Source organism: Streptomyces sp. JLBG701 (assembly GCF_058544905.1).
The window spans coordinates 2,322,339-2,344,974 of sequence record NZ_CM178588.1 but is presented as its reverse complement, the minus strand read 5'-3'; the positions used below and the strand labels follow the sequence as shown (position 1 = coordinate 2,344,974).

The following is a 22,636-nucleotide window of genomic DNA, read 5'->3' as shown; positions in this document are numbered from 1 at the left end:
CAGGGAGCCTGCGGGCGGCTCCTTAACCCTCCCTTGTGCGGCCCCTGTTGGCGCAAGGCGGGCGCAAGCGCCGCTGTCGACGGTGGGCCGTGACCGTACGACCCAGTGGAAGGCGGGACCGATGGACGACGACCTGCACGGGGCGGCACGCGAACTGCGGACCCAGATATGCGTCGTGGGCGGCGGACCCGCCGGCCTCACCCTCGCCGTGGAACTCGCCCGGCGCTCGGTCGACGTCGTCGTACTGGAGGCGTCGAAGCACTTCAACCGGACTTTCCGAGGCGAGTCCGTGTCACCCGACTCGGTATGGCTGCTCGACCAGTTGGGCATCCTCGACCGGCTCGACGGCGCCTACGTCCAGATGCACCATTTCGAGATCGAGGACGCCGGACACACCGTCCTCTCGGCCGACTTCGACCGCTTCCAGTACCCGCACCCCTTCCCGGTCGAACTCCCGCAGCACACCCTTCTCACCACGCTCGCCGAAGCAGGCACAGAGGAGCCCGCGTTCACCCTGATCCAGGGTGCGACGGCCACCGAGCTGCTGCGGGACGACGAGGGCCGGGTCACCGGCGTACGGGCCCGCACCCCCGAAGGTGACACGACCATCCACGCCACCCTCACCGTCGGCGCCGACGGCCGCTTCAGCAAGGTCCGCGAGATGGCCGGCCTGGACGCCGACGTCATCCCGCTCGACCGGGACGTCGTCTGGCTGAAACTGCCCTTTCCGTACGACAGTTGGGACGACCGCACCTATCGCGTCCGCATCCGGGGCGACCACCACGGCCTCTTCATCCCCACCAGGCCCGACAGCGTCCGCGTCGGCTTCAACATCCCCAAGGGCGGCCTGAAGGAGATCCGCCAACACGGGTTGCCGCTGTTGCACGAGCGCCTCGACCTGCTCGCCCCAGAGCTCTCGGAGACCGTCCGCCGTCACATCCGTGGCTGGTCCGACACATCCATGCTCGACATCTTCACCACTGTCGTGCCCCGTTGGTCGTCCCCGGGCCTTGTCCTGATCGGCGACGCGGCCCACACCCTCACCCCGATCCTCGGCCAGGGCGTCAACCACGCCATCATCGACGCCGTCACCCTGGCCCCCCTCCTGGAGGAGGCCCTCCCCGCAGGTCCTGCCGCCCTCGACGGGGCGAACGACCGTTTCCAGCGCGCCCGCGAGGCCTCCGTGGCCCGCTCCCGCGCCCTCCAACTCCGCCAGGAACGCCTGTTCTCCCTCGGCGGCCGCCTCGGCGGAGCCTGGCGCCGCACCCTCTACCGCGCGGTCGACCACAGCGAACGCCTCACCCACAAGGTGCTCGCGGGCGCCTACTTCCAGCTCCAGCAGCCGGGGGAGCGGATCGCCAAGGTGCAGCAGGATGTACGAGGTTGAGGCGCGCGGAGGCGAGGACGGGGCGCCCCCGCTGCTCCTCGGCGCCCTGGCCCTGCACCAGTTCGCCATCGCCGCCTCCGGCGCGGTCGTCGCCGGCCTCGGCAAGGAGCTGCGGGCCGCGAACGGGCTGCCGTCGACCTGGATCCTGTGGCCCGTCATCGTCTACGCCGTCGCGCTCGGCGCCCTCGTCCTGCCCGCCCGGCGCCTCGGCCGGCGCACCGGCCCGCTGGTGATCCTGCTCATCGGACTGTGGCTGTTCGTACAGGCATCCGTGGCCTGCACGCTGGTGTCCGGTGCCGAGCCGTTCCTCGCGCTGCGGGCCGCTCAGGGCGCCGGGGCCGCCGCCCTGACGGCCGCCGCGCTGCTCCTCGTACCGGCGCACACGGACCGGCTGCTCGTGGGGTGGAGCGTCGTCGTCCTGACCGGGCTGATAGCCGGCCTCGTCGCGGCGGCCAACGTGCCCGCGTCGCACTGGCGTTGGACGCTCTGGGCGGACGTGCCGCTCGTCGGCGTCGGCGGTGTGACGACGATCAGGATTCTCCGCGCACGGAAGAAGCGGCCGAGTCCGGCCCCCACCCCTGTCGTGCGGGACGCGGCGGATCGGCCGGTCCGGGACGAGGCGGCGTGACGGGTCCGGGCGGAGGAGACGTGGCCGGTGCGGGTGGACGAGACGTGGCAGGTCCTGGCCGAGGAGGCGTGACGTACCGCCGCACCACCGACGCCACCGCGTCCAGCAGCGCCGGCTCGTGCGTCCGGAGGAAGAAGTGCCCGCCGGGAACGGCCCGCAGCTCCCAGCCGCGGGCGGCGCACTCCCGCCACCGCGCGACCTGCTCCCGGGGCACCAACTCGTCCGTCTCCCCGGCGAACAGGTGCAGCGGCACGTCCACCGACTCGGCCACCCCCTCCGCCTTCGCGCACAGCGCCAGGTCGTCCCGCACCACCGGCAGCAGCGCCAGCAGCCACTCCGGATGGCCCAGCAACACCGGTGGCAGGCCCCCGAGTTCCGCCAGCTCCCGGGTCAGCTCGTCGTCGGACGTGTCCGGGTCGCCGATACGCGGCGCGGGCAGGTGCGGTGCCCGGTACGCGGCCAGCAGCGCCGCGACCGGGAGACGCCTGCCGCGCGACTGGCGGCGCCGTATCCACTCGTACGCGAGGAGCGCGCCCATGCTGTGTCCGTACAGCAGCACCGGCGGGCCCTCGTCCAGCAGCGGGCCGAGCTCGCTGTCCAACTCGGCGACCAGCGGGGCCGGTTCGGTGAACCGGGGTTCCCCGATGCGCCCCTCCCGGCCGGGCAGCCGTACCGGCAGGACGTCCACCTCAGCGCCCCGCCGGGCCAGCCCCCCTTCCCAGCGGGCGTACGCGGAGGCGCCCCCGCCCGCGTACGGGAAGCAGAGCAGCCGGGCGGCGGCACCCTCCCGCGGCGGACGGGCGAGGTACTCCGTCACCGCACGGCCAGCGGTCGCCGGAGCCAGGCCCCCTGGCCGTCCAGCGCCGGGTCGCCCCGCAACACCGCCTCGTGCAACTCCCGTACGCGTGCCGACGGTTCGAGCCCCAGTTCGTCGGTGAGTGTGCGGCGCAGCCGGCGGAACGTCTCCAGGGCCTGCCAGGAGCGGCCGCTGCGGTGCAGGGCGAGCATCAGCTGACCATGCAGGGTCTCGTGCAGCGGGAACCGTGCGGTGAGCGAGGCGAGTTCACCCAGCAGAGCCCGATGCCGGCCGAGCCGCAGCTCCGCGTCGAAGCGCTCCTCCAGGGCCGCCATCCGAAGCTCCTCCAGCCGCAGCACCTCCGAGCGCAGGACGAACCCCGGTTCGACGTCGGCGAGTACAGGTCCGCGCCAAAGTCGCAGCGCCTTGGCGAGCAGCGCGGAGCCCACCGAGTCGGCGCCCTCCTCCAGCGCGACCCGGGCCGCGGAGGACTGCTGTTCGAAGCGTGCCGCGTCCGTGGAGTCGGGCGGCGCGTCGAGCAGATAGCCCCCGGGGACGCGGCGCAGTACATCCCGCGGACCCCCGGGGGCATCAGGGCCGAGTGCGGCCCCGATCAGCCGCCGGAGCTGTTTCACATACGTGTGGAGCGTGGCTTCGGCCGACGGTGGCGGCCGATCCCCCCACAGCTCGTCCACCAGTAGGGAAACGCTCACCGGGCAGCCGCAGTTGAGCCCGAGCAGCGCCAGCACCTTGCGCGGTTTTGCGGCGCTCGGTACGACCGACGTCTGTCCGAGACGTACGCCGAGCGGTCCGAGTACGGCGATTTCCATCCGTTGCCCCCTCGCTGATGCGGTGTGCCGCATGCAGATCCCTCTCCGAAGGTGACAGGGGCCGCGTCGGGGCCGCCAGTGACCTCGGCACGAAGTCAACGTGAATCCGTCATGGGGCTCATGTCGTGAGTCGGCCAGGTTACGGATGCGCACTGTCGACAGCGGTTCTAACTCGCCTACCATCCGCCCGTCCGGACAAGAGAGCTGGGGAGCCTCTGGGGGGAGTCCGATGCCCGGAACGATTTCATGGGCGCGGGGCGTGCGCGTACGACCCGTCGATCCGCGCGGCGCGCCCGAACGGGCCGCACGCACCGTCCTGTTGACCACCGCCGTCTTCCTGCCGCTGGGTCTGCTGGCCATCGCCGCCGAACGGCCCGGCACCACCGCCGCGACCGTGGCGGTGGGCGCCCTGCTGGGAACATACGTCCTGCACCTGCTGCACAGCCTGCCCGTCCGACGCCGGATCGGTGGCGGCCTCCTGTGCCTGACACTCGTCGCCCAGGGAGTCCTGGGCTTCCTGCCCGCCGTGGCGGAGGCACCCGTCTGGCCCGGAATGGCCGGCTACTTCGCCGCGTCCCTGCTGCTGACCGTCGCCCCGCGCGCCGGACGCGCCCTCGCCGCACTGGCCGTCGCCGGCGTGTGCGCGGCGGCCTTCGGCCAGGGCGCCGATCCCGCACGCTGGCTCTACGCGGGCTGGTCCACCGGAGTCGTCGCCCTCGCCGTCTACGGCACCTCACGCCTCGCCCACCTGGTGCGCGCCGCCCGCGAGGAACGCGAGACGCTGGCCTGGCGGGCGGTCGAACAGGAGCGCCGCCGCTACGCCCGCGACCTGCACGACCTGCTCGGCTACAGCCTCTCCGCGATCACCCTCAAGGGCGATCTGGCGCAGCGCCTGGTACGCCGGCACCCCGAACGGTCCCGCGAGGAACTGGACGGGCTGCTCACGGTGGCCCGCCAGGCGCTGTCCGACGTACGGACCGTGGCCCGCGGCTATCGAGACCTGTCGCTGTCCGTGGAGGCGGAGTCGGCCCGCTCCCTGCTCACCGCGGCCGACATACGCGCCAGCGTGGACCTGCGGTGCGAGAGCCAGGGGCCTGTCGGAACCGTCCTCGCGACGGTGTTGCGGGAGGGCGTGACCAACCTCGTCCGGCACAGCAAGGCCACGGAGTGCCGTATCGAGACTCGGCGCACCGATGACGGGTTCGTACGCCTGACCCTCGCCAACGACGGTGTGGGTGCTGGGCGTTCGAGTCCCTTCCCGTGTGGGGCGGGGGCGGCGGGCGGGCTTGCCAACCTCGCGGAACGGCTCGCAGCGATCGGGGGGCGGCTCACCGTGGATATCGATGAGAGAGGTTGGTATCGGGTGGTGGCGGAGGCGCCGTTCCACCTCCGGTGACGGGGTGCTTCGCTGGATGGGTGGTTCCTTGGCTGCGGGTCGGTGGGGGCTGGTCGCGCGCACGCGGCGGTAGCCGCAGATTCAACACAGCCCCGCGCCCCTAAAGGCGCTGCACCGGACCGGAGTTGACCAGTCCTGCTTAGAGCAGCCAGCCCGACTCCTGCGCGATCCTTACCGCGTCTAGCCGGTTGCGGGCGTTCAGCTTGGTGACTGCGGAGGTTAGGTAGTTCCGCACCGTGCCCGCCGACAGGTGCAGCGCCTCCGCGATCTCCGACGCGTCGGCGCCCCGCGCCGCCCAGTGCAGGACCTCCGTCTCGCGCTCGGTGAGCGGGGACTCCCCGTCGGAGAACGCGGCGAGCGCCAGCTCCGGGTCGACAACCCGCTCGCCCTCGGCGGCCTTGCGGACCACCTCCGCGAGATAGGAGGCGGGCGAGTCCTTGAGGACGAATCCGGTGACCCGCTCGGCGAGCGCCCGGCGCAGGGATCCCGGCTTGCCCAGGCTGGTGAGGATGACGGTGCGGCAGCCGGGCAGCCGCTCGTGCAGCTGCGCGGCCGCCGTGATCCCGTCGGTGTGCGGCAGGTCGAGGTCGATCACGGCGACGTCGGGCCGGGCGGCGAGTGCCGCTTCCAGCACCGCGTCCCCGGATTCGACTTCGGCGACCACTTCGAGGTCGGGTTCCAGGTTCAGCAGGGCCACTAAGGCCCCGCGAACCATGGACACGTCCTCGGCCAGCAGAATCCGGATCAACTCCCGCCCCCCAGGCTTACGCGGACAGTGGTTCCGTCGCACGTGGGCGGGAGTGTATCCCCGTCCTATGGCCGTTTTGTGAGGGAACTGTGGCGGAGCGTGGGTGGGCGGTCACGCTCGGCCACGGCTCTGGCCGAGGATTCAGGGGGCCACCAACTCCCTCGTGTCGATGGGTGTTTCGGTCATTCCGGCCCGCTTGTGCAGCCGTCGCAGGGGCCCCGGGGCCCACCAGGTGGCCCGTCCCGTCAGTCGCAGCACGGCCGGCACCAGCAGGCTCCGCACGACCATGGCGTCCATCAGCACCGCCAGCCCCACGCCCAGACCCAGCATCTTTATGTTCGTGACCCGCGAGGTCCCGATCGCCACCATCACGACGGCGAGGATCAGCGCGGCCGCCGTGATGAGCCCGCCGGTGCGCCGGATGCCGTCCGCGATCGCCGCCCGGTGGTCGCCGCCGATCTCGTACTCCTCCTTGATACGGGAGATCAGGAACACCCCGTAGTCCATGGAGAGTCCGAAGGCGACGCAGAACATCAGCACCGGGAGTGCCGTTTCGATGTCACCCGTGGGTGTGAAGCCGAGCGGGCCCGAGAGGTGACCCTGCTGGAACACCCACACCATCGCGCCGAACATGGCCGTCAGGCTCAGGGCGTTGAGGAGGATCGCGAGGACCGGCAGCAGCACGCTCCCGGTGAACAGGAACACCAGGACCAGCGTGGCGGCGGCGATGATGCCCAGCGCCCACGGAAGGCGGTCGGCAGTGCCGTGCTGGGTGTCGGCGAGGACGGCGGCGGGACCGGTCACCGAGGCCCGGAAGTCGGCCGGGACCGAGCGGATCTCGTCCACCAGGTCCAGGCTGGAGCGCGAGGTGGCCTCACCGGAGTGCAGCACCGTGAGATAGCCGGGCTGCCGCGCCGAGGGATCACCGGTCCGCGCGCCCTTCGCGAACTGCCCCGCCGGGCCCGTCACTTGGACGACGTGCGGCAGCGCCGACACCTCGCGGCTGTAGTCGGCGACCGCCTGCCGGTCCGTCGCCCCCGGGCCCTCCACCAGCACAGTGAGCGCGCTGCCGGGACTCGCCGGGAACTCCTCCCGCAGGTGCTGCTGTACGACCCTGGGACCGGACGACTGGGGCAGCTGCCGGTCGTCCGCCGTCCCGAAGTGCACGTCCTTGAACGGCAGTCCGAGGACGACCAGAACGGCCACCGTGCCCACCGCGAACAGCGGGGCATGCCGCATCACGAGCCGCGCGAGCCGCCCCCAGCCGGCGCCGGGCTCCCCGCCGCCGGCCTTCTTCCAACTCAGCGGCAGACGCAGGGCGTTGACCCGCTGCCCGAGCAGCACGAGCACGGCGGGAAGGGCGATGAGCGAGGCCGCCGCCGCGATGAGCACCACGGCGATCCCGGCATACGCGAACGACCGCAGGAAGTACTGCTGGAACACGAACATCGACGCGAGACACGCGGCAACGGTCAGCGCCGAGAACAGCACGGTCCGCCCCGCCGTCCGCAAGGTGGCGATGACCGCAGCCCGGGGCTCCCGCCCGGCCGCCAGCTCCTCACGATGACGGCGCACGATGAGCAGCGCGTAGTCGATGGCCAGACCGAGCCCGAGCGCGGTCGTCAGGTTCTGCGCGTACACCGACACATCCGTGAACTCGGTGACCATCCGCAGCACCGCGTTCGTGCCGAGGATCGCCACGATCCCCACGAGCAGTGGCAGCAGCGCCGCGACGGCACTCCCGAACACGATGACGAGCAGTACGAGCGTGACCGGCAGGGCGATCATCTCCGCCCGGACGAGATCCTCGGCGATCACCTCCTGCGAGGCGTGCCGCACGGCCGCAGGGCCGCCGAACTCCACGTCCACAGCGCCGTGTTTGCCGAGATAGCGAGGTTCCAGGGTTTTCAGCGTGTCATCGACGGCGTCCTCGTCACCGCTCAGGTGCGCGGTGATCAGCGCCTCGCCGCGGTCCTTGGCGCGTAGCGCCGCGTCGCCCTTGGCCGCGCCGTCCCAGTACGAGACGACGCCGCCGACGCCGGGTTCCCGCGCCAAGTCACGGGCGAGGGAGCGTGCTTCGGCCGCGACCGCCGGATCGTCGACACCGTCCTGCGCGTTCTCCGCGTTCTCCGCGCTGACGAGCAGCAGCAGATTCGGCTGGGACGCGGGGAAGCGCCTCTCCAACTGGGCGGTGGCGTACGTCGATTCGGAGCCCGGGATCCGCGAGCCCCCGCTGCCGAGCCGGTCCGCGACTCCCTTACCGAGCACCACGGCGGCCGCCGTGAGCAGCAGCACGAGCAGGAGGGTGAGACGTGGTCGGGCGGTCAGCGCCCTGGTCGTACGACTGCTGTCCGAGTGGGGTGACGGGGACGGAGGTGGGGTGGTCATCGGAGGCGTCCTTCCCTGGTTCCCTGGTGAGCGGGCAGGGTGCTGCGGCCTCCGATGGTCGCGGCGAGGACTAAAGCGACGGCTGCACCGACGGCCGCGCCGACGGATCCGCTTGGAGATACGCCCGCCAGCCGCCGTACGACGTGATGTCCGCCGCCCCTTCGAGCGCTCCGGGCTCGCACAGGAACCCGGGCACACGGCTGCCGTCGGCCAGTTCGACGCTGCCCAGCGCCATCGGGCGGGGGAGCGCCGCCAGCAGACGCCCGAGCCCCTCCGCCGGGAGGCGCCACACCTCGGCCTCGACGGCGGACCCGCCCTCGCCGACGTGGACCAGGCCCGGCTTGCGCGGGGTGGTCGCGAGGGCATGCAGACGGTAGACGGGGGCGGTCGTGGTCGTACGGTCGAACCGGGCGCCCAGGGACAGTAGTTGAGGGTTGAGCGGCTGGCCGGTCAGATGCGCCCCGACCACCGCGATGCGGGTCTGCGGCTCCAGTGAGCGGGCGATCGTCGCCAGCCGCTCGTCCGTGAACGCCGGGCCGATCAGCATCACGCCGAAGGGGAGGCCGTTCACGGAACCGGCGGGGACGGCGACCGCCGCCAGGTCGAAGAGGTTCGTCGAGTTGGTGAAGCGGCCGAGGCGGGCGTTGGCGCCCAGCGGGTCGGCGGCGACCTCGGCGAGGGTCGGGTGCCCCGGCGTGGTGGGGAGCAGGAGGGTGTCCGCGTCGGCGAGTTCGGCGAGGGCGCGGGCGCGCAGGGCGGCCAGCCGGTCCTGGTCGGCGTAGAGCTGGTGGGCGGGGATGTCGCGGGCGCGGGTGATGATGCCGGCGACGGTGGGGTCGAGGTCGGCGGGGAGGCCCTCGCCGCCCTCGGCGATCAACTTGTCGATAAAACTCCCCGCGGCGGTGTAGCGCTCGGCGACGAAGGCACCCTGGTAGAGCATCGCGGCGGCTTCGCTGAAGGGGCTGAGGTCGAGCGTGCGTACCTCGGCGCCCGCCGCGCGGATCTGCTCGACGGCCGCCTCGTAGGCCTCGCCCCAGCCCGCGTCCAGCTCGCCGAGCTGTTCCAGGGAGGCGACCGCGACGCGCCAAGGGCCCGGCGCCCGCTGAGGGAGCGCGGGAAGCGCCCGTTCCGGCGGGGACGCCATGAACGCCAGCGCCTGCTCGGCCTCCGGGAGCGTACGGGCGAACACGGTCACGCAGTCGATGGAGGCACAGGCCGGGACGACACCCGCCGTCGGGACAAGACCCCGGGTCGGCTTCAGACCGACAATGCCGTTGAAGGCGGCCGGGACCCGGCCCGACCCCGCGGTGTCCGTGCCGAGCGCGAGGTCGACGATGCCGAGGGCCACCGCGACGGCCGACCCCGAGCTGGAACCGCCGCTGACCCGTTCCGGATCGTGGGCGCCCCGCACGGCGCCGTGCGGGGAGCGGGTGCCGACCAGGCCCGTGGCGAACTGGTCCAGGTTCGTGGTCCCGAGGACGATCGCCCCGGCCGCACGCAGCCGGGCCACGACCGGCGCGTCGGCCTCCGGCTCGTAGGCGTACGCCGGACAGCCGGCGGTGGTGGGCAGACCACGGACGTCGATGTTGCCCTTGGCGGCGAACAGACGTCCGGCGAGGGGGAGTTGCTCACCGGAGGCCACACGCTCGTCGATCGCGCGGGCTTCGGCCTCGACCTCGGCCCGCGGACGCAGGTCGATCCAGATCTCGGGACGGTCGACGGCGTCGACGCGGTCGTAGGCCGCCCGGACGCGGGACAGAGTGGTCGACATTTCCTGTGTGCTCCTTGCTCTTCAGCTGGCGGCGGGCACGAGGACGAGCAGCGCCGTGCCCGCCTCCACCTGATCACCCGGCCTGGCCAGGATCTCCGTCACCACGCCGTCCATCGGCGCGTGCACCCTGGACTCCATCTTCATCGCCTCCAGGGCCAGCAACGGCTGCCCGGCGGTCACCTCGTCACCCGGCTCCACGTTCAACTGCCACACGGACGCCGCGAATTCGGCCTCGATCAGCCGGCCGCCCGCCGGGACGACCACCTCGGCCGACGGGGCGGCCGGTGCGGTCACGGCCTCGGCCCGGGTGAACTCGCCGGCTGCCTCCCACGCGTCCCGCTCCGCCCCGAACGCGGCCTGCTGACGGGCCCTGAACCCCGCTATGGACTCGGCGTTCTCGGCGAGGAAGGCCTCGTACTCGGCCAGCGAGAAGGTGCCCTCCTCGATACGGGGCACGAAGCGCCCGGAGGTGATGTCGGCCCGCAGATCGAGGAGTTCGTCCGCGTCCACCGGATACCACCTGATCCGGTCGAAGAACCGCAGCAGCCAGGGCGCCCCCGCCTCGAACGCGCCCCGCTGCTGCCACCCCGACCACACCTGGGTCGTACGGCCCACGAACTGATAGCCGCCCGGGCCCTCCATGCCGTAGATGCACAGATACGCCCCGCCGATGCCGACCGAGTTCTCGGCCGTCCAGGTGCGTGCCGGGTTGTACTTCGTCGTCACCAGGCGGTGGCGCGGATCGAGCGGGGTGGCCACCGGGGCGCCCAAGTAGACGTCTCCCAGGCCCAGTACGAGGTATTCGGCGTCGAAGACCGTGTCGTACACGTCCGCCACCGAGTCGAGCCCGTTGACGCGGCGGATGAACTCGATGTTCCAGGGGCACCAGGGCGCGTCGTCGCGGACGCCCGCCATGTAGCGGGCGATCGCCTCGCGGGTCGCCGGGTCGTCCCAGGACAGGGGGAGGTGGACCGTGCGGGAGGGGACGACCAGCTGGTCCGTGGGGGGCAGCGATGCGGCCATCTCCCGTACCAGGGCGAGGAGTTCGCGCTGCGGCAGGCGGCCGGGGTCCGTCTGGATCTGGAGGGAGCGGATGCCCGGCGTGAGGTCGGTGACCCCTTCGAAGCCGGCCTCGGCGACCGCCTCCATCAGCGCGTGGACGCGCATGCGAAGGGCCAGGTCCAGCTGCATGGGCCCGAATTCGACGAGCAGGTTGTCGTCGCCGCTGCGGCGGAACGTCACGTCGCCGTCCCGCGCGAGGATCCCGCCGTCCACGATCGCGTCCCGCGCCGACCCGTCGACGTCCACCGGCACGAACCGCACCGAGTCGCCCGGCCGCAGTTGGCCCAGCTTCCAGCGCTCCCCGCTCAGGACCGTCGCCGGGCACACGAACCCGCCCAGTGAGGGCCCGTCCGGGCCCAGCAGCACCGGCATGTCGCCCGTGTAGTCGACGGCACCGACCGAGTACGGGGTGTCGTGGATGTTGGACGGGTGCAGGCCCGCCTCACCGCCGTCGGTTCGCGCCCAGCGGGGCTTCGGCCCGACCAGACGTACGCCCGTACGCGCCGAGTTGAAGTGGACCTTCCAGTCGGCGGCGTAGAAGTCGCGGATGTCGTCCTCGGTGAAGAACTCCGGTGCCGCGTGCGGGCCTTCGACCGCGCCGACGTGCCACTCGGCGCCGAAGGACGGACGGTCGGCGTGCGCCACCGGCTCGCCGTCGACGACGGTCCCGCCGTGCAGGACGTCGCCGGTGCGCAGCGCCCGTCCGCCGTGCCCGCCGAACCGGCCAAGAGTGAAGGTGCTCGCGCTGCCGAGGAAGGCGGGGACCTCCAGGCCGCCCGCGAAGAGCACATACGTCCGCAGACCGTGTTCCGCCGGGGCGCCCACCTCCAGCAGGGCACCGGCGGGCACCGTCACCGGCTCCCACTGCGCGACCGGCGTACCGTCCACGCTCACCGGTGCCGGGGCGCCCGTCACACACACGGTCGTCGCGTGGGTGAACCTCAACGACGGTCCCTGGAGGGTGCATTCGAGCCCCGGGGCGCCTTCGTGGTTGCCGAGCGAACGGTTGCCGAGCCGGAAGGACAGGTCGTCCATCGGGCCGCACGGGGGCACGCCCACCTGCCAGTAGCCGGTGCGGCCCGGCCAGTCCTGCACGGTGGTGAGCGTCCCGCCGGCCACGACCTCGACACGCGGCGTCGGATCGCTCACCCCGGCGAGGGTCGCCGTCGAGTGCGCGGCTTCCCGGAAGTCGGGGTCCGCGAGCGCCGCCCGCACCAGGCCCAGGTTCGTCTCGATGCCGTCCACGCGCGTGCGGGCCAGCGCCTCGTCCAGCCGCCGCAGCGCGTGCGCCCGGTCGGAGCCGTACGCGATGACCTTCGCGAGCATCGGGTCGTACGACGTCGTCACCTCGGTGCCGGTCTCCACCCAGCCGTCGACGCGCACACCGCTCGGGAACTCGACCCGCGTCAACAGGCCCGCGCTGGGCCGGTGTTCGCGGCTCGGGTCCTCCGCGTAGATCCGCGCCTCGACGGCGTGGCCGCGCGGGGCGACCGGGGCGCGGACGACGTCCCTCTCGCCGCGGGCCAGCCGCAGCATCCAGGCGACCAGATCGACGCCGTAGATCTCCTCGGTCACCGGATGCTCGACCTGGAGGCGCGTGTTGACCTCCAGGAAGCAGGCCTCCTCGCGGGCGGCGTCGTAGACGAACTCGACGGTTCCGGCCGAGCGGTAGTCGACCCGTGCGCACAAGTCGCGGGCGCTGGCGGCCAGTTGGGTGCGCACGCGGTCCGGAAGGCCGGGGGCTGGGGCCTCCTCAAGGACCTTCTGGTTGCGGCGCTGGAGGGAGCAGTCCCGGTCGCCGAAGGTGACGACCCTGCCCTCGCCGTCGCCGAAGACCTGCACCTCGACATGGCGGGCGTGCTCGACCAGCCGCTCCAGGAAGACGCCGGCGGAGGAGAAGGAGGCGGCGGCGACGCGCTGCACCCGCTCCCAGGCCTCGGCCAGTTCATCGGCTGACCGACATGCCGACATACCGATACCGCCGCCACCGCCCGTCGCCTTGAGCATCACGGGATAGCCGATGACAGCCGCCCGTTCGAGCGCCTCGTCAAGGCCGGCGAGCAGCCCCGTCCCCGGCGCCAGCGGCACCCCGGCCGCCTCCGCCGCCGCCCGTGCCGTGTGCTTCGCGCCGAACAGCTCAAGCTGCTCCGGCGTCGGCCCCACGAACACGATCCCGGCGTCCTCGCAGCGCCGTGCGAAGGCCGCGTCCTCGGACAGGAAGCCGTAGCCCGGGTGGATCGCGCCCGCGCCCGTGTCCTTGGCGGCCTTCAGCACCAGGTCGGCGTCGAGGTACGACTCCTTCGCGGGCGCCGGGCCAAGGCGCACCGCCTCGTCGGCGAGCCGCACGTGGGGTGCGGAGCGGTCGGGGTCGGAGTACACGGCGACGGTGCACAGGCCGAGTTCGCGAGCCGTGCGGATGATACGGACCGCGATCTCGCCCCGGTTGGCGACCAGCAACGTGTCGAAGCTCATCCGGCGCTCGCCTCGGTGATGGTCATCTCCACCGCCGTCGGCTCGAAGCCGTTGCAAGGGTTGTTGATCTGGGGGCAGTTGGAGACCAGGACGAGCACATCGCGCTCGGCGCGGAGGACGAGTTCGAGTCCCGGTGCCGACAGGCCGTCGACGATGCCGAGGGTGCCGTCCTTCTCGACGGGCACGTTCATGTACCAGTTGATGTTGGACACCAGATCGCGCTTGCCGAGGCCGTACTTGGCGCCCTCCGCGAGGAAGTTGTCCACGCACGCGTGCTGCGACCAGGTGTGGTGCCCGTACCGCAGGGTGTTGGACTCCTTGGAGCAGGCGCCGCCGACCGTGTCGTGGCGGCCCACCTCGTCGGCGACGACGGTCATCAGCGGGGTGTGCTCGTTGGACATCAGCACACTGCCTGTGGTGAGGAAGATGCCACCCTGCGCGTGGATCGTGTCGGGCGCGCTGTAGCGGACCGACGTGTCATGGGCGTCGTAGACGAGGAAGTCGACGGCCTGGTTGCCGTGCAGGTCGGTGATGGTCAGTGTCTCGCCGGCGCGGACGACGGAGGACCAGGCGGCGCGTGCGGGAACGACGGACGTGCTCATGCGAGCCCCCTCGCGGCAAGGAATTCGGCGGTGTTGAGGAAGGCGCGGTGGCCCTCGGGCGTCGCGTCCCACAGGGGGTTGCCCGGCTTGGTCGGCTCGGCGCGCCAGGCCAGCACCTCCAGCGGGGTGCTGACGTAGTCCTCGCGCGGGTCGGCGGGGTGCGGGACGTTGGCGATCAGCACCGTGACGTCCTGCTCGGCGCGCAGGGTCACGCTGCCGGCGGGGCCGGCCGAGCCGGTGAAGTCGAGGGTGCCGTCGTCGCGCACCTCGACGCCCTGGAAGAAGGAGAGCGACGGCGGCAGATCGCGTGCTTCGAGGCCGTTCTTGGCGGCGGCCAGCTTGAACAGCTCGCGGCCGGCGGGCGAGTCGGACTGCGGGGTTCCGTCGCCGTACCGCTCGGTGTTCCGTACGAGGGTGGAGGTGCCGCACAGCGCGTCGTGCCGTCCGGAGGTGTCGGCGATCACGGAGGCGAGGACGCGGCCCTGGTCGGACAGGAGGAGCTGGCCCTCACCCAGATAGGCGTTCCACTGGACCTTGACCGTGTCGGCGACGTTCAGCCGTTCCCAGGGCCGGTCGGCCACGTACAGGAGGAGGTGCGCGCAGGCGTCGCCGCGCAGGTCGGTCAGGCGCAGCTCCGTGCCACGGGCCAGGACCCGGTGTGTGTAGTTGCCGCCCGCCACCGTCTCGGCCCACACCAGGTGGCCCGCCTCGCAGGGGGGCGCCGGCCAGTCGCCGGCCGGGACGACGGGCATGGCCTCGGTGCGCGTGCCCTCCTGGGCGCGGGCATGGGCGCGGGCTCCGTACGTGGTCGCTGTCGCCATCGGGACCTCCGGCTCCGGGGTTATTTCTGTCGCTTGACAGAAATTAGGAGCCGGGCGGGTCGTGGGCGTTGCCCGCGCGTTGCCGCTCGGTTACCGACCTCTCACGAAGATCACCTGAAGGTCGTTCTCGCAGGTGGTGTGCGAGGATCGGGAACATGGGGAACACGGGCGGGCGCCGGGTCGGCCGGCCGCGGGCCGCGCAGCGGCCGGACAGCGGGCTGCGGCCGCGCGAGGAACTTCTCGCGGCCGCCGCCGAGTTGTTCACCACCCGTGGCTACGCGGCCACCACCACCCGTGCCGTCGCCGAGAGCGCGGGCATGCGGCAGGCGTCCATGTACCACTACGTCTCCGGCAAGGAGGAGCTCCTCGCCGAGCTCCTGGAGTCCACGGTCACGCCGTCACTGACGTACGCCCGCGAACTGCTCGCCGATGACCGGGCCCCGGCCGAGGACCGGCTGTGGAAGCTGTGCCGCACGGACGTGGAGCTGCTCTGCGGCGGGCCGCACAACCTCGGCGGCCTCTATCTGCTGCCCGAGGTGCGGGCCGAGCGCTTCGCCGGCTTCCATGCCGTGCGCGCCGAACTCAAGGACGCCTACCGGCAGTTGCTCGCCGCGACGGACGCGGGGGGCGCGCTGGCCAAGAGCGAGCTCGATCTGCGTACGGATCTGCTGTTCGGCCTGATCGAGGGCGTCATCCTCGTGCATCGCTCGGATCCCGACCGGCCGGTGTCGGTGTTCGCCGAGGCCACGGCGGACGCGGCGCTGCGGATCGCCGGAATCTGATCTTCACCCGTCACGATGAGTGAGTTTCGCACGCCTGAGCGCCGTGACTGATTGTGTGCGAATGGCTGCTCCGTGTGTAAATGGGGCTGAGCGTACTCCTCTCGTGCGCCCGATTTCAGGTGCTTGCTGAATATGACACGGCGATGATCCGGTCGGACTAAGCTCGCCCGCAGCGCACCGAGTTGGGCTGTATTCGTGCGTTTGTTCCTAAAAATACCGAAGCTCCCCCCACCTCCCCCTACCCCAGCCGATCTCTTTCAGAGGGCATACATGGTGAGTGTTCAATCGCTTCCCGGACGCCGTGAACTTCCCTACGCCCGTGTGTTGTTGCTGCCCGCCATAGTGATGGCCGCGGCGACCGGGGCCGCCGTCGCCGTGGTGACGGAGCCGGCCCGGGCCGCTGTCGGCTGGTGCGGTGGCATCGCCACGCTGCTGGTGATCGCGACGGCGGCCGAAGCGGTCCGTCGCGGTCGCACGCTGCGCGACCAGCGCGCGGACCACGCTCGTCACCGTGCGTATCTGGAAGGGCGGATCGCCGCCCACGACCAGGACATCGTGCGGCTCTCGCGGGAGATCGTGCCCGCCGCGCTCTACGGAATGCGCGCCGGGGAATCGCCCCGCGAGGTGATTCGCCAAGTCGTCGACACCCACCCCCAGTGGCGCGAACTCCCCCAACCCCAGCGCGATCTGCTGCACACGCTGCTCGACATCGTGGACCGCGAGACGGCCATGCGCGACTCCGCACAGCGCTCCTTCGTCAGCATCGCCCGGCGCGTCCAGGCGATCGTCCACCAACAGGCCAACGAACTCCGGGAGATGGAGGAGGACCACGGCCGCAACCCCGAGGTCTTCGACGACCTGCTGCGCATCGACCACGGCACCGCGCTGATCGGCCGCCTCGCCGACTCCATCTCGGTACTGGGCGGCGGTCGCCCCGGCCGTCAGTGGCCCCAGCCCGTCACCCTGTACAGCACCCTGCGCGGCGCCATGTCCCGGATCCTGGAGTACCGGCGCATCTCGCTGGACTCCATCGCCAAGGTCAACGTCAGCGGCACCTCCGTCGAACCGCTCATCCACGCGGCCGCCGAACTCCTCGACAACGCCACCCGCTACTCGCCGCCCCAGACCAAGGTGCACGTCACCGCCGTCGAGGTGCAGACCGGCGTGGCCATCGAGATCGAGGACGCCGGCGTCAGCCTCAGCGAGGAGGCCCGCGCCCGGGTCGAGGGCATGCTGGAGCGGGCCAAGGCCGGCCACGACCTCCAGGACCTCGGCGAGAGCCCCCGCCTCGGCCTGACCGTCGTGGGCCGGCTCTGCCAGACGTACGACATGCAGGTCTCGCTCAGGGCTTCGGCGTACGGCGGTGTCCGCGCCGTACTGGTCGTGCCGCGCGCCATGCTCACCAGCGAACCCGCACCCGGCCTCGCCCACGGCATCGGCGCGACCGCCGCGCCCAAGATCGAGCTCGGCGCGCTCGAAGGCCCCAAGCGCGCACCCAAGAAGCGCCGCCCCACCAGCCCCCGTATCCCCGCCACGGTCTCCATGGAGGACGAGGTCCCCGAGGTCACGGAGTGGACGGCGGGCGGCCTGCCGCAGCGCCGCAGCCGCGTCAAGATGCCGCTCAGCCAGCGGCTCGCCGAGCAGGCGGCGGCGGAACGGGCCGAACAGTCCGAGCGCGACGCCCGGCCCGCCTGGGCCGAGCCCGCGCTTGAGCCCGAGAACCCCGAGAAGAAGGACGAGCCGGAACCGGGCCTGTGGGTCGAGGCGTTCATGAACGGACTCAAGGGCGACCCGGATCCGACCGCATTCACCCAGACGACCCAGCCGGTCCGCATCGAGGCCGACGACGAGGGGGACCTCAAGTGATCCAGCAGCGAGCCAACTTCGACTGGATGCTCAAGGAGCTCGCAGACGGCGTACCGGGCATCGAGATGATCGTGGTGCTCTCCGCGGACGGACTGCGGATCGCCCGCTACGGCGGTGAGCCGGACGCCGCCGACCGGGTCGCCGCGGCCTGCGCGGGGCTGCAGAGCCTCGCGGGCGCCGTCGCCCACGAGATCCCGGACAGCGACGGCACGATGCGCATGGTCATCATCGAGATCAACGGCGGCTACTTCTATCTGATGGCGGCGGGCCCCAACGCCTATCTGGCGGTGCTCTCCGACGTGGTCGCCGAACCCGGCCTGATGAGCAACCGCATGCGCGACCTCGTCGTCCGGATCGGCGCCCATCTCACCAGCCCGCCCCGGCGCAACGGGCAGACCGTATGACTCCTCCGCAACGCCGGCGGCGCCAACCCAAGGAACAGCCTCCGCCCGAGCCCCCCAAACAGGGCCCGCGGAAGGAACCCGAGCGGCTGTATGTGCTCACCGGATCGGAAGAGGGCGGCGAGCGGGCCGCCCTCGACCTGGTCACGTTAATCGTGGCGCGCGCCGACCCGCCGCCCTCTTCCACGCCGGAGCACGCGGCGCTGATCCGGCTCTGCAGCGCCCCCCTGTCCGTGGCCGAGCTGTCGGCCTATCTGAATCTGCCGTTCAGCGTGGTGACCGTCCTGCTCACCGAGCTGCTGACGGCCGAACTGGTCCAGGCGCGCGCCCCGATCGTGCGGCAGGCGATCGCCGACCGTTCCCTCCTCGAAGCGGTGATGCATGGACTTCAAAAGCTCTGACACCCTCCCCGGACCACGGACCGAGGACCATCTGCCGCAGACGGCACAGGCCGCGGTGAAGATCGTCGTCGTGGGCGGGTTCGGGGTCGGCAAGACCACCATGGTCGGCTCCGTCAGCGAGATCAGGCCGCTGACCACCGAGGAGACCATGACGCAGGCCGGCCTCGGGGTCGACGACAACTACGGCTCCGACACCAAGACCGCCACCACCGTGGCGATGGACTTCGGCCGCATCAGCATCACCGATCAGCTGGTGCTGTACCTCTTCGGCACCCCCGGCCAGGAACGCTTCTGGTTCCTGTGGAACGGACTGTTCGAGGGGGCGCTCGGCGCGGTGGTGCTGATCGACACCCGGCGCCTGGAGGTCAGCTTCGACGTCATAGGGCGGCTGGAGGAGCGCGGTGTGCCGTTCGTGGTCGCCGTCAACTCCTTCCCGGACGGACCCCGTTACCCCATCGAGGACCTGCGCGAGGCGCTCGACCTGGCCCCCGAGATCCCCATCGTGGAGTGCGACGCGCGCCGCCGGGCCTCCAGCCGGGACACGCTCATGACGCTGATGCGCTACCTGCACTCCCTGGAGATGCGCAGGGCGTCCGTCTGAACCGCGCCCCGCACCCGCGATCAACTCTTCTGACACCGGACCCACTTCAGTTTCGGAGCGATCACGATGACGCCTGAACCTCCCTTCCCGACCGGCACGGACGACACAGCCCTCGCCCCGCCCCCCGGCTGCCCCGCCCACGGCCTCGGTCCCGGGGGACTGCGCCGGCTCTACGGCCCCGAGGCCGAGAACCTGGGAGTCGTGTACGAGGAACTGCGGGCCGCGCACGGCGCGGTGGCCCCCGCGCTGCTCCACGACGACATTCCGTTCTGGGTCGTCCTCGGTCACGGCGAGAACCTGCACATGGTGCGCACCCCCTCGCAGTTCAGCCGGGACACGCGTCTGTGGAGCGCCCAGCAGGAGGGCACGATCAAGCCCGACCACCCGCTCATGCCGCACATCGCCTGGCAGCCCATCTGCTGCCACGCCGAGGGCGACGAGCATCTGCGGCTGCGCGGCGCGGTCGTCGGCGCCATGTCGACCATCGACCACCGGGGCATCCGCCGCCACATCAAGCGCGCGACCCAGCACCTCGTCAACAAGTTCTGCGAGCGGGGCAGGGCCGACCTCGTCGGCCAGTTCTCCGAGTATCTGCCGATGGCGATGCTGTGCGAGATCCTCGGCATGCCCGAGGAGTACAACGACCGGCTGGTGCAGGCCACCCGCGACGCTCTCAAGGGTTCCGAGACGGCGATCACCAGCAACGCCTACGTCATGGAAGTCCTCAGCCGGCTCACCACCCGCCGCCGTGCCCAGCCCCAGGAGGACTTCGCGAGCCACCTCATCGCGCACCCGGCCGGACTCACCGACGACGAGGTCCGGGAACACCTTCGCGTGGTGCTCTACGCCGCCTACGAGGCCACCGCCAACCTCCTGGCCAACGTGCTGCGTATCGTGCTCACCAACCCGGGCTTCCGCGCCCGGTTGAGCGGCGGCCAGATGACCGTGCCCGAGGCGGTCGAGCAGTCCCTGTGGGACGAGCCGCCGTTCAGCTCCATCTTCGCCTACTTCGCCAAGCAGGACACCGAGTTGGGCGGCCAGCGCATCCGCAAGGGCGACGGTCTCCTCTTCGCCATCGCACCGGGCAACGTCGACCCGCGCGTCCGCCCCGACCTCAAGGCCAACATGCGGGGCAACCGCTCCCACCTCGCCTTCGGCGGCGGCCCCCACGAGTGCCCGGGCCAGGACATCGGCCGTGCCATCGCCGACGTCGGCGTGGACGCGCTGCTGACGCGTCTTCCGGACGTCCAACTCGCCTGCGAGGAGGACGAGCTGCGCTGGCGGGAGTCCATCTCCAACCGGCACCTGGTGGAACTGCCGGTGAAGTTCGGGCCGAAGCCTCGGCAGGACGACACCGTGGTGCCCGCCGCCATTCCGGTGCCGCGGCAGAACCCGAAGGCCTCGGGGGCCGGCACTCTCCAGCCACCAGTCACGGCTCCGGAACCCGCCACCCCGGTCGACGCGCCCAACCCGGCGCACGAACCCGTCCGCCGGCCGACCCTGTTCCGGCGCGTCCTGCGCTGGTGGCGCGGCGAGTGAGCCGAAGCGCGCACCGGGGCTATCCGGCCCACTCCTCGTAGGCCGACCAGGCCCGCAGCAGACGCGGGCTGACGAACCGGTGCTCGCGGCCCGTGAGCGGATCGGTGAACTCCAGGACCCGCGCCAGCAGTTGGAGCGGACGCCGGAAGTCACCGGCCGCCACGGGCCCGGTCACCACCGGATAGAGGGGATCGCCGAGAATCGGCACCCCCAACGCGCTCATGTGTACCCGCAGTTGGTGCGTCTGCCCGGTTCGCGGCAGCAGCCGATACCGGGCTCGCCCGTCACGGTGCTCCAGCAACTCGATCCGGCTGACGGCGTTCGTCTCGCCCTCGATCTCCCGCGCGGCCATCACCCCGCGCTCCTTGAGGATCCGGCTGCGCACGGTCCGGGGCAGGTCGAGTTGTGGATCGTACGGAGCGATGGCCTCGTACTCCTTGCGCACCAGCCGGTCCCGGAACAGCCCCTGATACGCGCCGCGTTCCTCGGGAAGCACCGTGAACAGCACCAGCCCGGCCGTGAGCCGGTCGAGCCGGTGTGCGGAGCCGAGCGTGGGGATGCCCAGTTCGTGGCGCAGCCGGGCCAGGGCGGACTGGGTGACATGGCTGCCGCGCGGGGTGGTGGCCAGGAAATGCGGTTTGTCGACGACGACGATGTGCTCGTCGCGGTACACCACGTCCAGCGGAAACGGCACCGGCACCTCGTAGGGCAGCTCCCGGTGGAACCACACGAACATCCCCGGCGCATAGGGCGCGTCGGGCGCCACCGCCCGCCCGTCCGCGCCCACGACGAGCCCGCCGTCGAGCATCCCGTCGACGACCCCGGACCCCGCCCCCGAGAGCCGCTCCACCAGGTGCTCGCGCACGGTGGCCCACGGCCCCTCGACGGGCAGCCGCACCCGTACCGGATCCACCCCGTCACGCTGCGGCAGGGGAGAGGGCGGGGGCGGAGTACGGCGTCTCATCACCCCAAGCGTACGAGGTGTCCGAGCGGCGGACGTCCTACCCGGCGACCGCGACCGGCAGCCTGCTCCACCAGGCGATCGAGGGGATCCTCAGCGGATCCGGGGCGGGGGTGGGGCAGGCGTCGCGGGCCTGCGGGATCCGCACGACGACACCGCCTTGGGGAACGGTGTGGCGGGGGCAGGTCGCGGCCCAGTCGAGGTGCCCGCGGATCATGGACGCGAGATTCGCGAGGTAGCCCGACAGCGCGGGGTCCGAGGTCTGGCCGACCTGGTCGGACAGCCGCAGCCAGTGCGCCAGCACCTGATCGCGCATCGACACGGCCTGAGCGAGGGCTCGGGCGGGTCCGGCGCCGGTCGTGCGGGCGAGGACGTCAGGGAGGTTGTTGACGTCCTCGCTTCCGTCGTGACGGTCCTTGGCGTAGCCGCAGATGTCGTTGTCCCAGCCCAGGATGAGACTGGTCATCTCCGTCAGGGCCCGTACCTCGGGTCGGTCCAGGTCCGCGAGTGCGGGTTCGACGCCGTCCACGGCGGCGGCGAGGCCGGCGAGCGGCAGCACCCAGGTGGTGGCGAGCCGGTTCCGCACGTAGGTGTCCAGGTCGGGCGGCAGACGGCGGGCGTTGTTCTTGCTCTCGCGCACCTCGGCGGCGAGGGTGGTACGGAAGTCCCGGACGAGCCGTGCGGCGAGTGCCGGGGACGCGGCGCGCCTGAGGCGGTGGCCGATGTCGTGCAGCGCCCGAACCGGTGGGTCGGCCGGTTCGGCGAGCCGGATCGGGTCGAGCGCGCGGGACAGCGCCGACGCGTAGCGCGCGAATTCGTCGGGCCGGCCGCGCAGCCTTCCGTCGTCGTTGAGGTCGTCGATGACGAACGTGAGGGTGAGCAGGGCGGCCATGGTCCGGGCGCCGGTGAGGGTGGCACGCGGAACGAAGCGGGCCACGAGGCCGCCGATGTCCGCACTGGCGAGGCGCGCGATCTCGTGGCTGCCCACGGCGAGCCGGTGACGGACGCTCCATTCCAGCTGGAACTCGGTGATCGAGGCGCGTTGCGGGTGGATCCCGCCGGGGATCGGGCACCACAGCGAGGGTATGGACTGCGGTCCGGGCGCTTGCTCGTTCATGGGTACTCCCTTCCTGGCCGCCGTCCGGGTTTCGGACGGCCGGCGGCGGGTGAGCGAGGTGCTTGCG

Annotated in this window: 19 protein-coding genes; 9 read left to right on the top strand and 10 right to left on the bottom strand. The window is 71.8% G+C overall.

Annotated elements, in window-relative coordinates; translation table 11 throughout:
* Positions 1–121: 121 nt before the first annotated feature.
* On the top strand, positions 122–1,387 hold the full coding sequence (locus AC5DRG_RS10775; protein ID WP_491809778.1) for an FAD-dependent oxidoreductase: 1,266 nt from the start codon (positions 122–124) through the stop codon (positions 1,385–1,387).
* Positions 1,374–2,015, top strand: coding sequence for an MFS transporter (locus AC5DRG_RS10770; protein WP_491809777.1), 642 nt, complete (start codon positions 1,374–1,376; stop codon positions 2,013–2,015). The genes AC5DRG_RS10775 and AC5DRG_RS10770 overlap by 14 nt, the downstream gene beginning before the upstream one ends.
* Here AC5DRG_RS10770 and AC5DRG_RS10765 read toward each other — a convergent pair.
* A complete protein-coding gene (locus AC5DRG_RS10765) occupies positions 1,918–2,832 on the bottom strand; it encodes a thioesterase II family protein (protein ID WP_491809776.1) in 915 nt (304 codons plus the stop codon). The genes AC5DRG_RS10770 and AC5DRG_RS10765 overlap by 98 nt on opposite strands.
* Entirely contained in the window at positions 2,829–3,641 is an 813-nt protein-coding gene (locus tag AC5DRG_RS10760) for an AfsR/SARP family transcriptional regulator (RefSeq protein ID WP_491809775.1), read from the bottom strand. The genes AC5DRG_RS10765 and AC5DRG_RS10760 overlap by 4 nt, the downstream gene beginning before the upstream one ends.
* Positions 3,642–3,870: 229 nt before the next feature.
* Here AC5DRG_RS10760 and AC5DRG_RS10755 point away from each other — a divergent pair, with 229 nt between their 5' ends.
* Complete coding sequence (locus AC5DRG_RS10755) at positions 3,871–5,037, top strand: sensor histidine kinase (protein ID WP_491809774.1); 1,167 nt, start codon at positions 3,871–3,873, stop codon at positions 5,035–5,037.
* 139 nt (positions 5,038–5,176) lie between these two features.
* Here AC5DRG_RS10755 and AC5DRG_RS10750 read toward each other — a convergent pair whose 3' ends face one another.
* The 6 genes from AC5DRG_RS10750 to AC5DRG_RS10725 form a co-directional block, all read right to left on the bottom strand.
* A complete protein-coding gene (locus AC5DRG_RS10750; RefSeq protein ID WP_491809773.1) occupies positions 5,177–5,785 on the bottom strand; it encodes a response regulator transcription factor in 609 nt (202 codons plus the stop codon).
* Positions 5,786–5,926: 141 nt separating this feature from the next.
* Complete coding sequence (locus tag AC5DRG_RS10745; RefSeq protein ID WP_491809772.1) at positions 5,927–8,173, bottom strand: MMPL family transporter; 2,247 nt, start codon at positions 8,171–8,173, stop codon at positions 5,927–5,929.
* Between the two features lie 70 nt (positions 8,174–8,243).
* Positions 8,244–9,944: an allophanate hydrolase gene (gene atzF / locus AC5DRG_RS10740; protein ID WP_491809771.1), complete on the bottom strand. Its 1,701-nt coding sequence runs from the start codon at positions 9,942–9,944 to the stop codon at positions 8,244–8,246.
* 21 nt (positions 9,945–9,965) lie between these two features.
* Positions 9,966–13,478 (bottom strand): 5-oxoprolinase/urea amidolyase family protein, encoded by a 3,513-nt coding sequence (locus tag AC5DRG_RS10735; RefSeq protein ID WP_491809770.1) that lies wholly within the window; start codon positions 13,476–13,478, stop codon positions 9,966–9,968.
* On the bottom strand, positions 13,475–14,080 hold the full coding sequence (locus AC5DRG_RS10730; RefSeq protein ID WP_491809769.1) for an urea amidolyase associated protein UAAP2: 606 nt from the start codon (positions 14,078–14,080) through the stop codon (positions 13,475–13,477). The genes AC5DRG_RS10735 and AC5DRG_RS10730 overlap by 4 nt, the downstream gene beginning before the upstream one ends.
* Complete coding sequence (locus AC5DRG_RS10725; protein WP_491809768.1) at positions 14,077–14,901, bottom strand: urea amidolyase associated protein UAAP1; 825 nt, start codon at positions 14,899–14,901, stop codon at positions 14,077–14,079. The genes AC5DRG_RS10730 and AC5DRG_RS10725 overlap by 4 nt, the downstream gene beginning before the upstream one ends.
* A 155-nt stretch (positions 14,902–15,056) precedes the next feature.
* Between AC5DRG_RS10725 and AC5DRG_RS10720 the strand changes: the two genes are divergently transcribed.
* The 6 genes from AC5DRG_RS10720 to AC5DRG_RS10695 all read left to right on the top strand — a co-directional run bounded on the left by AC5DRG_RS10720 (position 15,057) and on the right by AC5DRG_RS10695 (position 20,491).
* Positions 15,057–15,683, top strand: coding sequence for a TetR/AcrR family transcriptional regulator (locus AC5DRG_RS10720; protein WP_491809767.1), 627 nt, complete (start codon positions 15,057–15,059; stop codon positions 15,681–15,683).
* Positions 15,684–15,953: 270 nt separating this feature from the next.
* Positions 15,954–17,549, top strand: coding sequence for a sensor histidine kinase (locus AC5DRG_RS10715; RefSeq protein ID WP_491809766.1), 1,596 nt, complete (start codon positions 15,954–15,956; stop codon positions 17,547–17,549).
* Complete coding sequence (locus AC5DRG_RS10710; RefSeq protein ID WP_491809765.1) at positions 17,546–17,953, top strand: roadblock/LC7 domain-containing protein; 408 nt, start codon at positions 17,546–17,548, stop codon at positions 17,951–17,953. Before AC5DRG_RS10715 ends, AC5DRG_RS10710 begins: the two co-directional genes overlap by 4 nt.
* Positions 17,950–18,351, top strand: coding sequence for a DUF742 domain-containing protein (locus AC5DRG_RS10705; RefSeq protein WP_491809764.1), 402 nt, complete (start codon positions 17,950–17,952; stop codon positions 18,349–18,351). Before AC5DRG_RS10710 ends, AC5DRG_RS10705 begins: the two co-directional genes overlap by 4 nt.
* Complete coding sequence (locus AC5DRG_RS10700; RefSeq protein WP_491809763.1) at positions 18,332–18,952, top strand: GTP-binding protein; 621 nt, start codon at positions 18,332–18,334, stop codon at positions 18,950–18,952. The genes AC5DRG_RS10705 and AC5DRG_RS10700 overlap by 20 nt, the downstream gene beginning before the upstream one ends.
* A 66-nt stretch (positions 18,953–19,018) precedes the next feature.
* Positions 19,019–20,491, top strand: coding sequence for a cytochrome P450 (locus AC5DRG_RS10695; RefSeq protein WP_491809762.1), 1,473 nt, complete (start codon positions 19,019–19,021; stop codon positions 20,489–20,491).
* 19 nt (positions 20,492–20,510) lie between these two features.
* Here the strand turns inward: AC5DRG_RS10695 and AC5DRG_RS10690 are convergent, their stop codons facing one another.
* Together AC5DRG_RS10690 and AC5DRG_RS10685 are read right to left on the bottom strand one after the other, a co-directional pair.
* Positions 20,511–21,455, bottom strand: a complete 945-nt coding sequence (locus AC5DRG_RS10690) for an RluA family pseudouridine synthase (protein ID WP_491809761.1) — start codon at positions 21,453–21,455, stop codon at positions 20,511–20,513.
* Between the two features lie 37 nt (positions 21,456–21,492).
* Entirely contained in the window at positions 21,493–22,569 is a 1,077-nt protein-coding gene (locus AC5DRG_RS10685; RefSeq protein WP_491809760.1) for a terpene synthase family protein, read from the bottom strand.
* Positions 22,570–22,636 lie beyond the last annotated feature (67 nt).

Coding starts and splice junctions, on each gene's coding strand:
- AC5DRG_RS10760 (WP_491809775.1), bottom strand. CDS start 3,641: ATGGAAATCGCCGTACTCGGACCGCTCGGCGTACGTCTCGGACAGACG.
- AC5DRG_RS10685 (WP_491809760.1), bottom strand. CDS start 22,569: ATGAACGAGCAAGCGCCCGGACCGCAGTCCATACCCTCGCTGTGGTGC.
- AC5DRG_RS10730 (WP_491809769.1), bottom strand. CDS start 14,080: ATGAGCACGTCCGTCGTTCCCGCACGCGCCGCCTGGTCCTCCGTCGTC.
- AC5DRG_RS10720 (WP_491809767.1), top strand. CDS start 15,057: ATGGGGAACACGGGCGGGCGCCGGGTCGGCCGGCCGCGGGCCGCGCAG.
- atzF (WP_491809771.1), bottom strand. CDS start 9,944: ATGTCGACCACTCTGTCCCGCGTCCGGGCGGCCTACGACCGCGTCGAC.
- AC5DRG_RS10705 (WP_491809764.1), top strand. CDS start 17,950: ATGACTCCTCCGCAACGCCGGCGGCGCCAACCCAAGGAACAGCCTCCG.
- AC5DRG_RS10690 (WP_491809761.1), bottom strand. CDS start 21,455: ATGAGACGCCGTACTCCGCCCCCGCCCTCTCCCCTGCCGCAGCGTGAC.
- AC5DRG_RS10735 (WP_491809770.1), bottom strand. CDS start 13,478: ATGAGCTTCGACACGTTGCTGGTCGCCAACCGGGGCGAGATCGCGGTC.
- AC5DRG_RS10755 (WP_491809774.1), top strand. CDS start 3,871: ATGCCCGGAACGATTTCATGGGCGCGGGGCGTGCGCGTACGACCCGTC.
- AC5DRG_RS10770 (WP_491809777.1), top strand. CDS start 1,374: ATGTACGAGGTTGAGGCGCGCGGAGGCGAGGACGGGGCGCCCCCGCTG.
- AC5DRG_RS10695 (WP_491809762.1), top strand. CDS start 19,019: ATGACGCCTGAACCTCCCTTCCCGACCGGCACGGACGACACAGCCCTC.
- AC5DRG_RS10700 (WP_491809763.1), top strand. CDS start 18,332: ATGGACTTCAAAAGCTCTGACACCCTCCCCGGACCACGGACCGAGGAC.
- AC5DRG_RS10775 (WP_491809778.1), top strand. CDS start 122: ATGGACGACGACCTGCACGGGGCGGCACGCGAACTGCGGACCCAGATA.
- AC5DRG_RS10715 (WP_491809766.1), top strand. CDS start 15,954: ATGGTGAGTGTTCAATCGCTTCCCGGACGCCGTGAACTTCCCTACGCC.
- AC5DRG_RS10745 (WP_491809772.1), bottom strand. CDS start 8,173: ATGACCACCCCACCTCCGTCCCCGTCACCCCACTCGGACAGCAGTCGT.
- AC5DRG_RS10725 (WP_491809768.1), bottom strand. CDS start 14,901: ATGGCGACAGCGACCACGTACGGAGCCCGCGCCCATGCCCGCGCCCAG.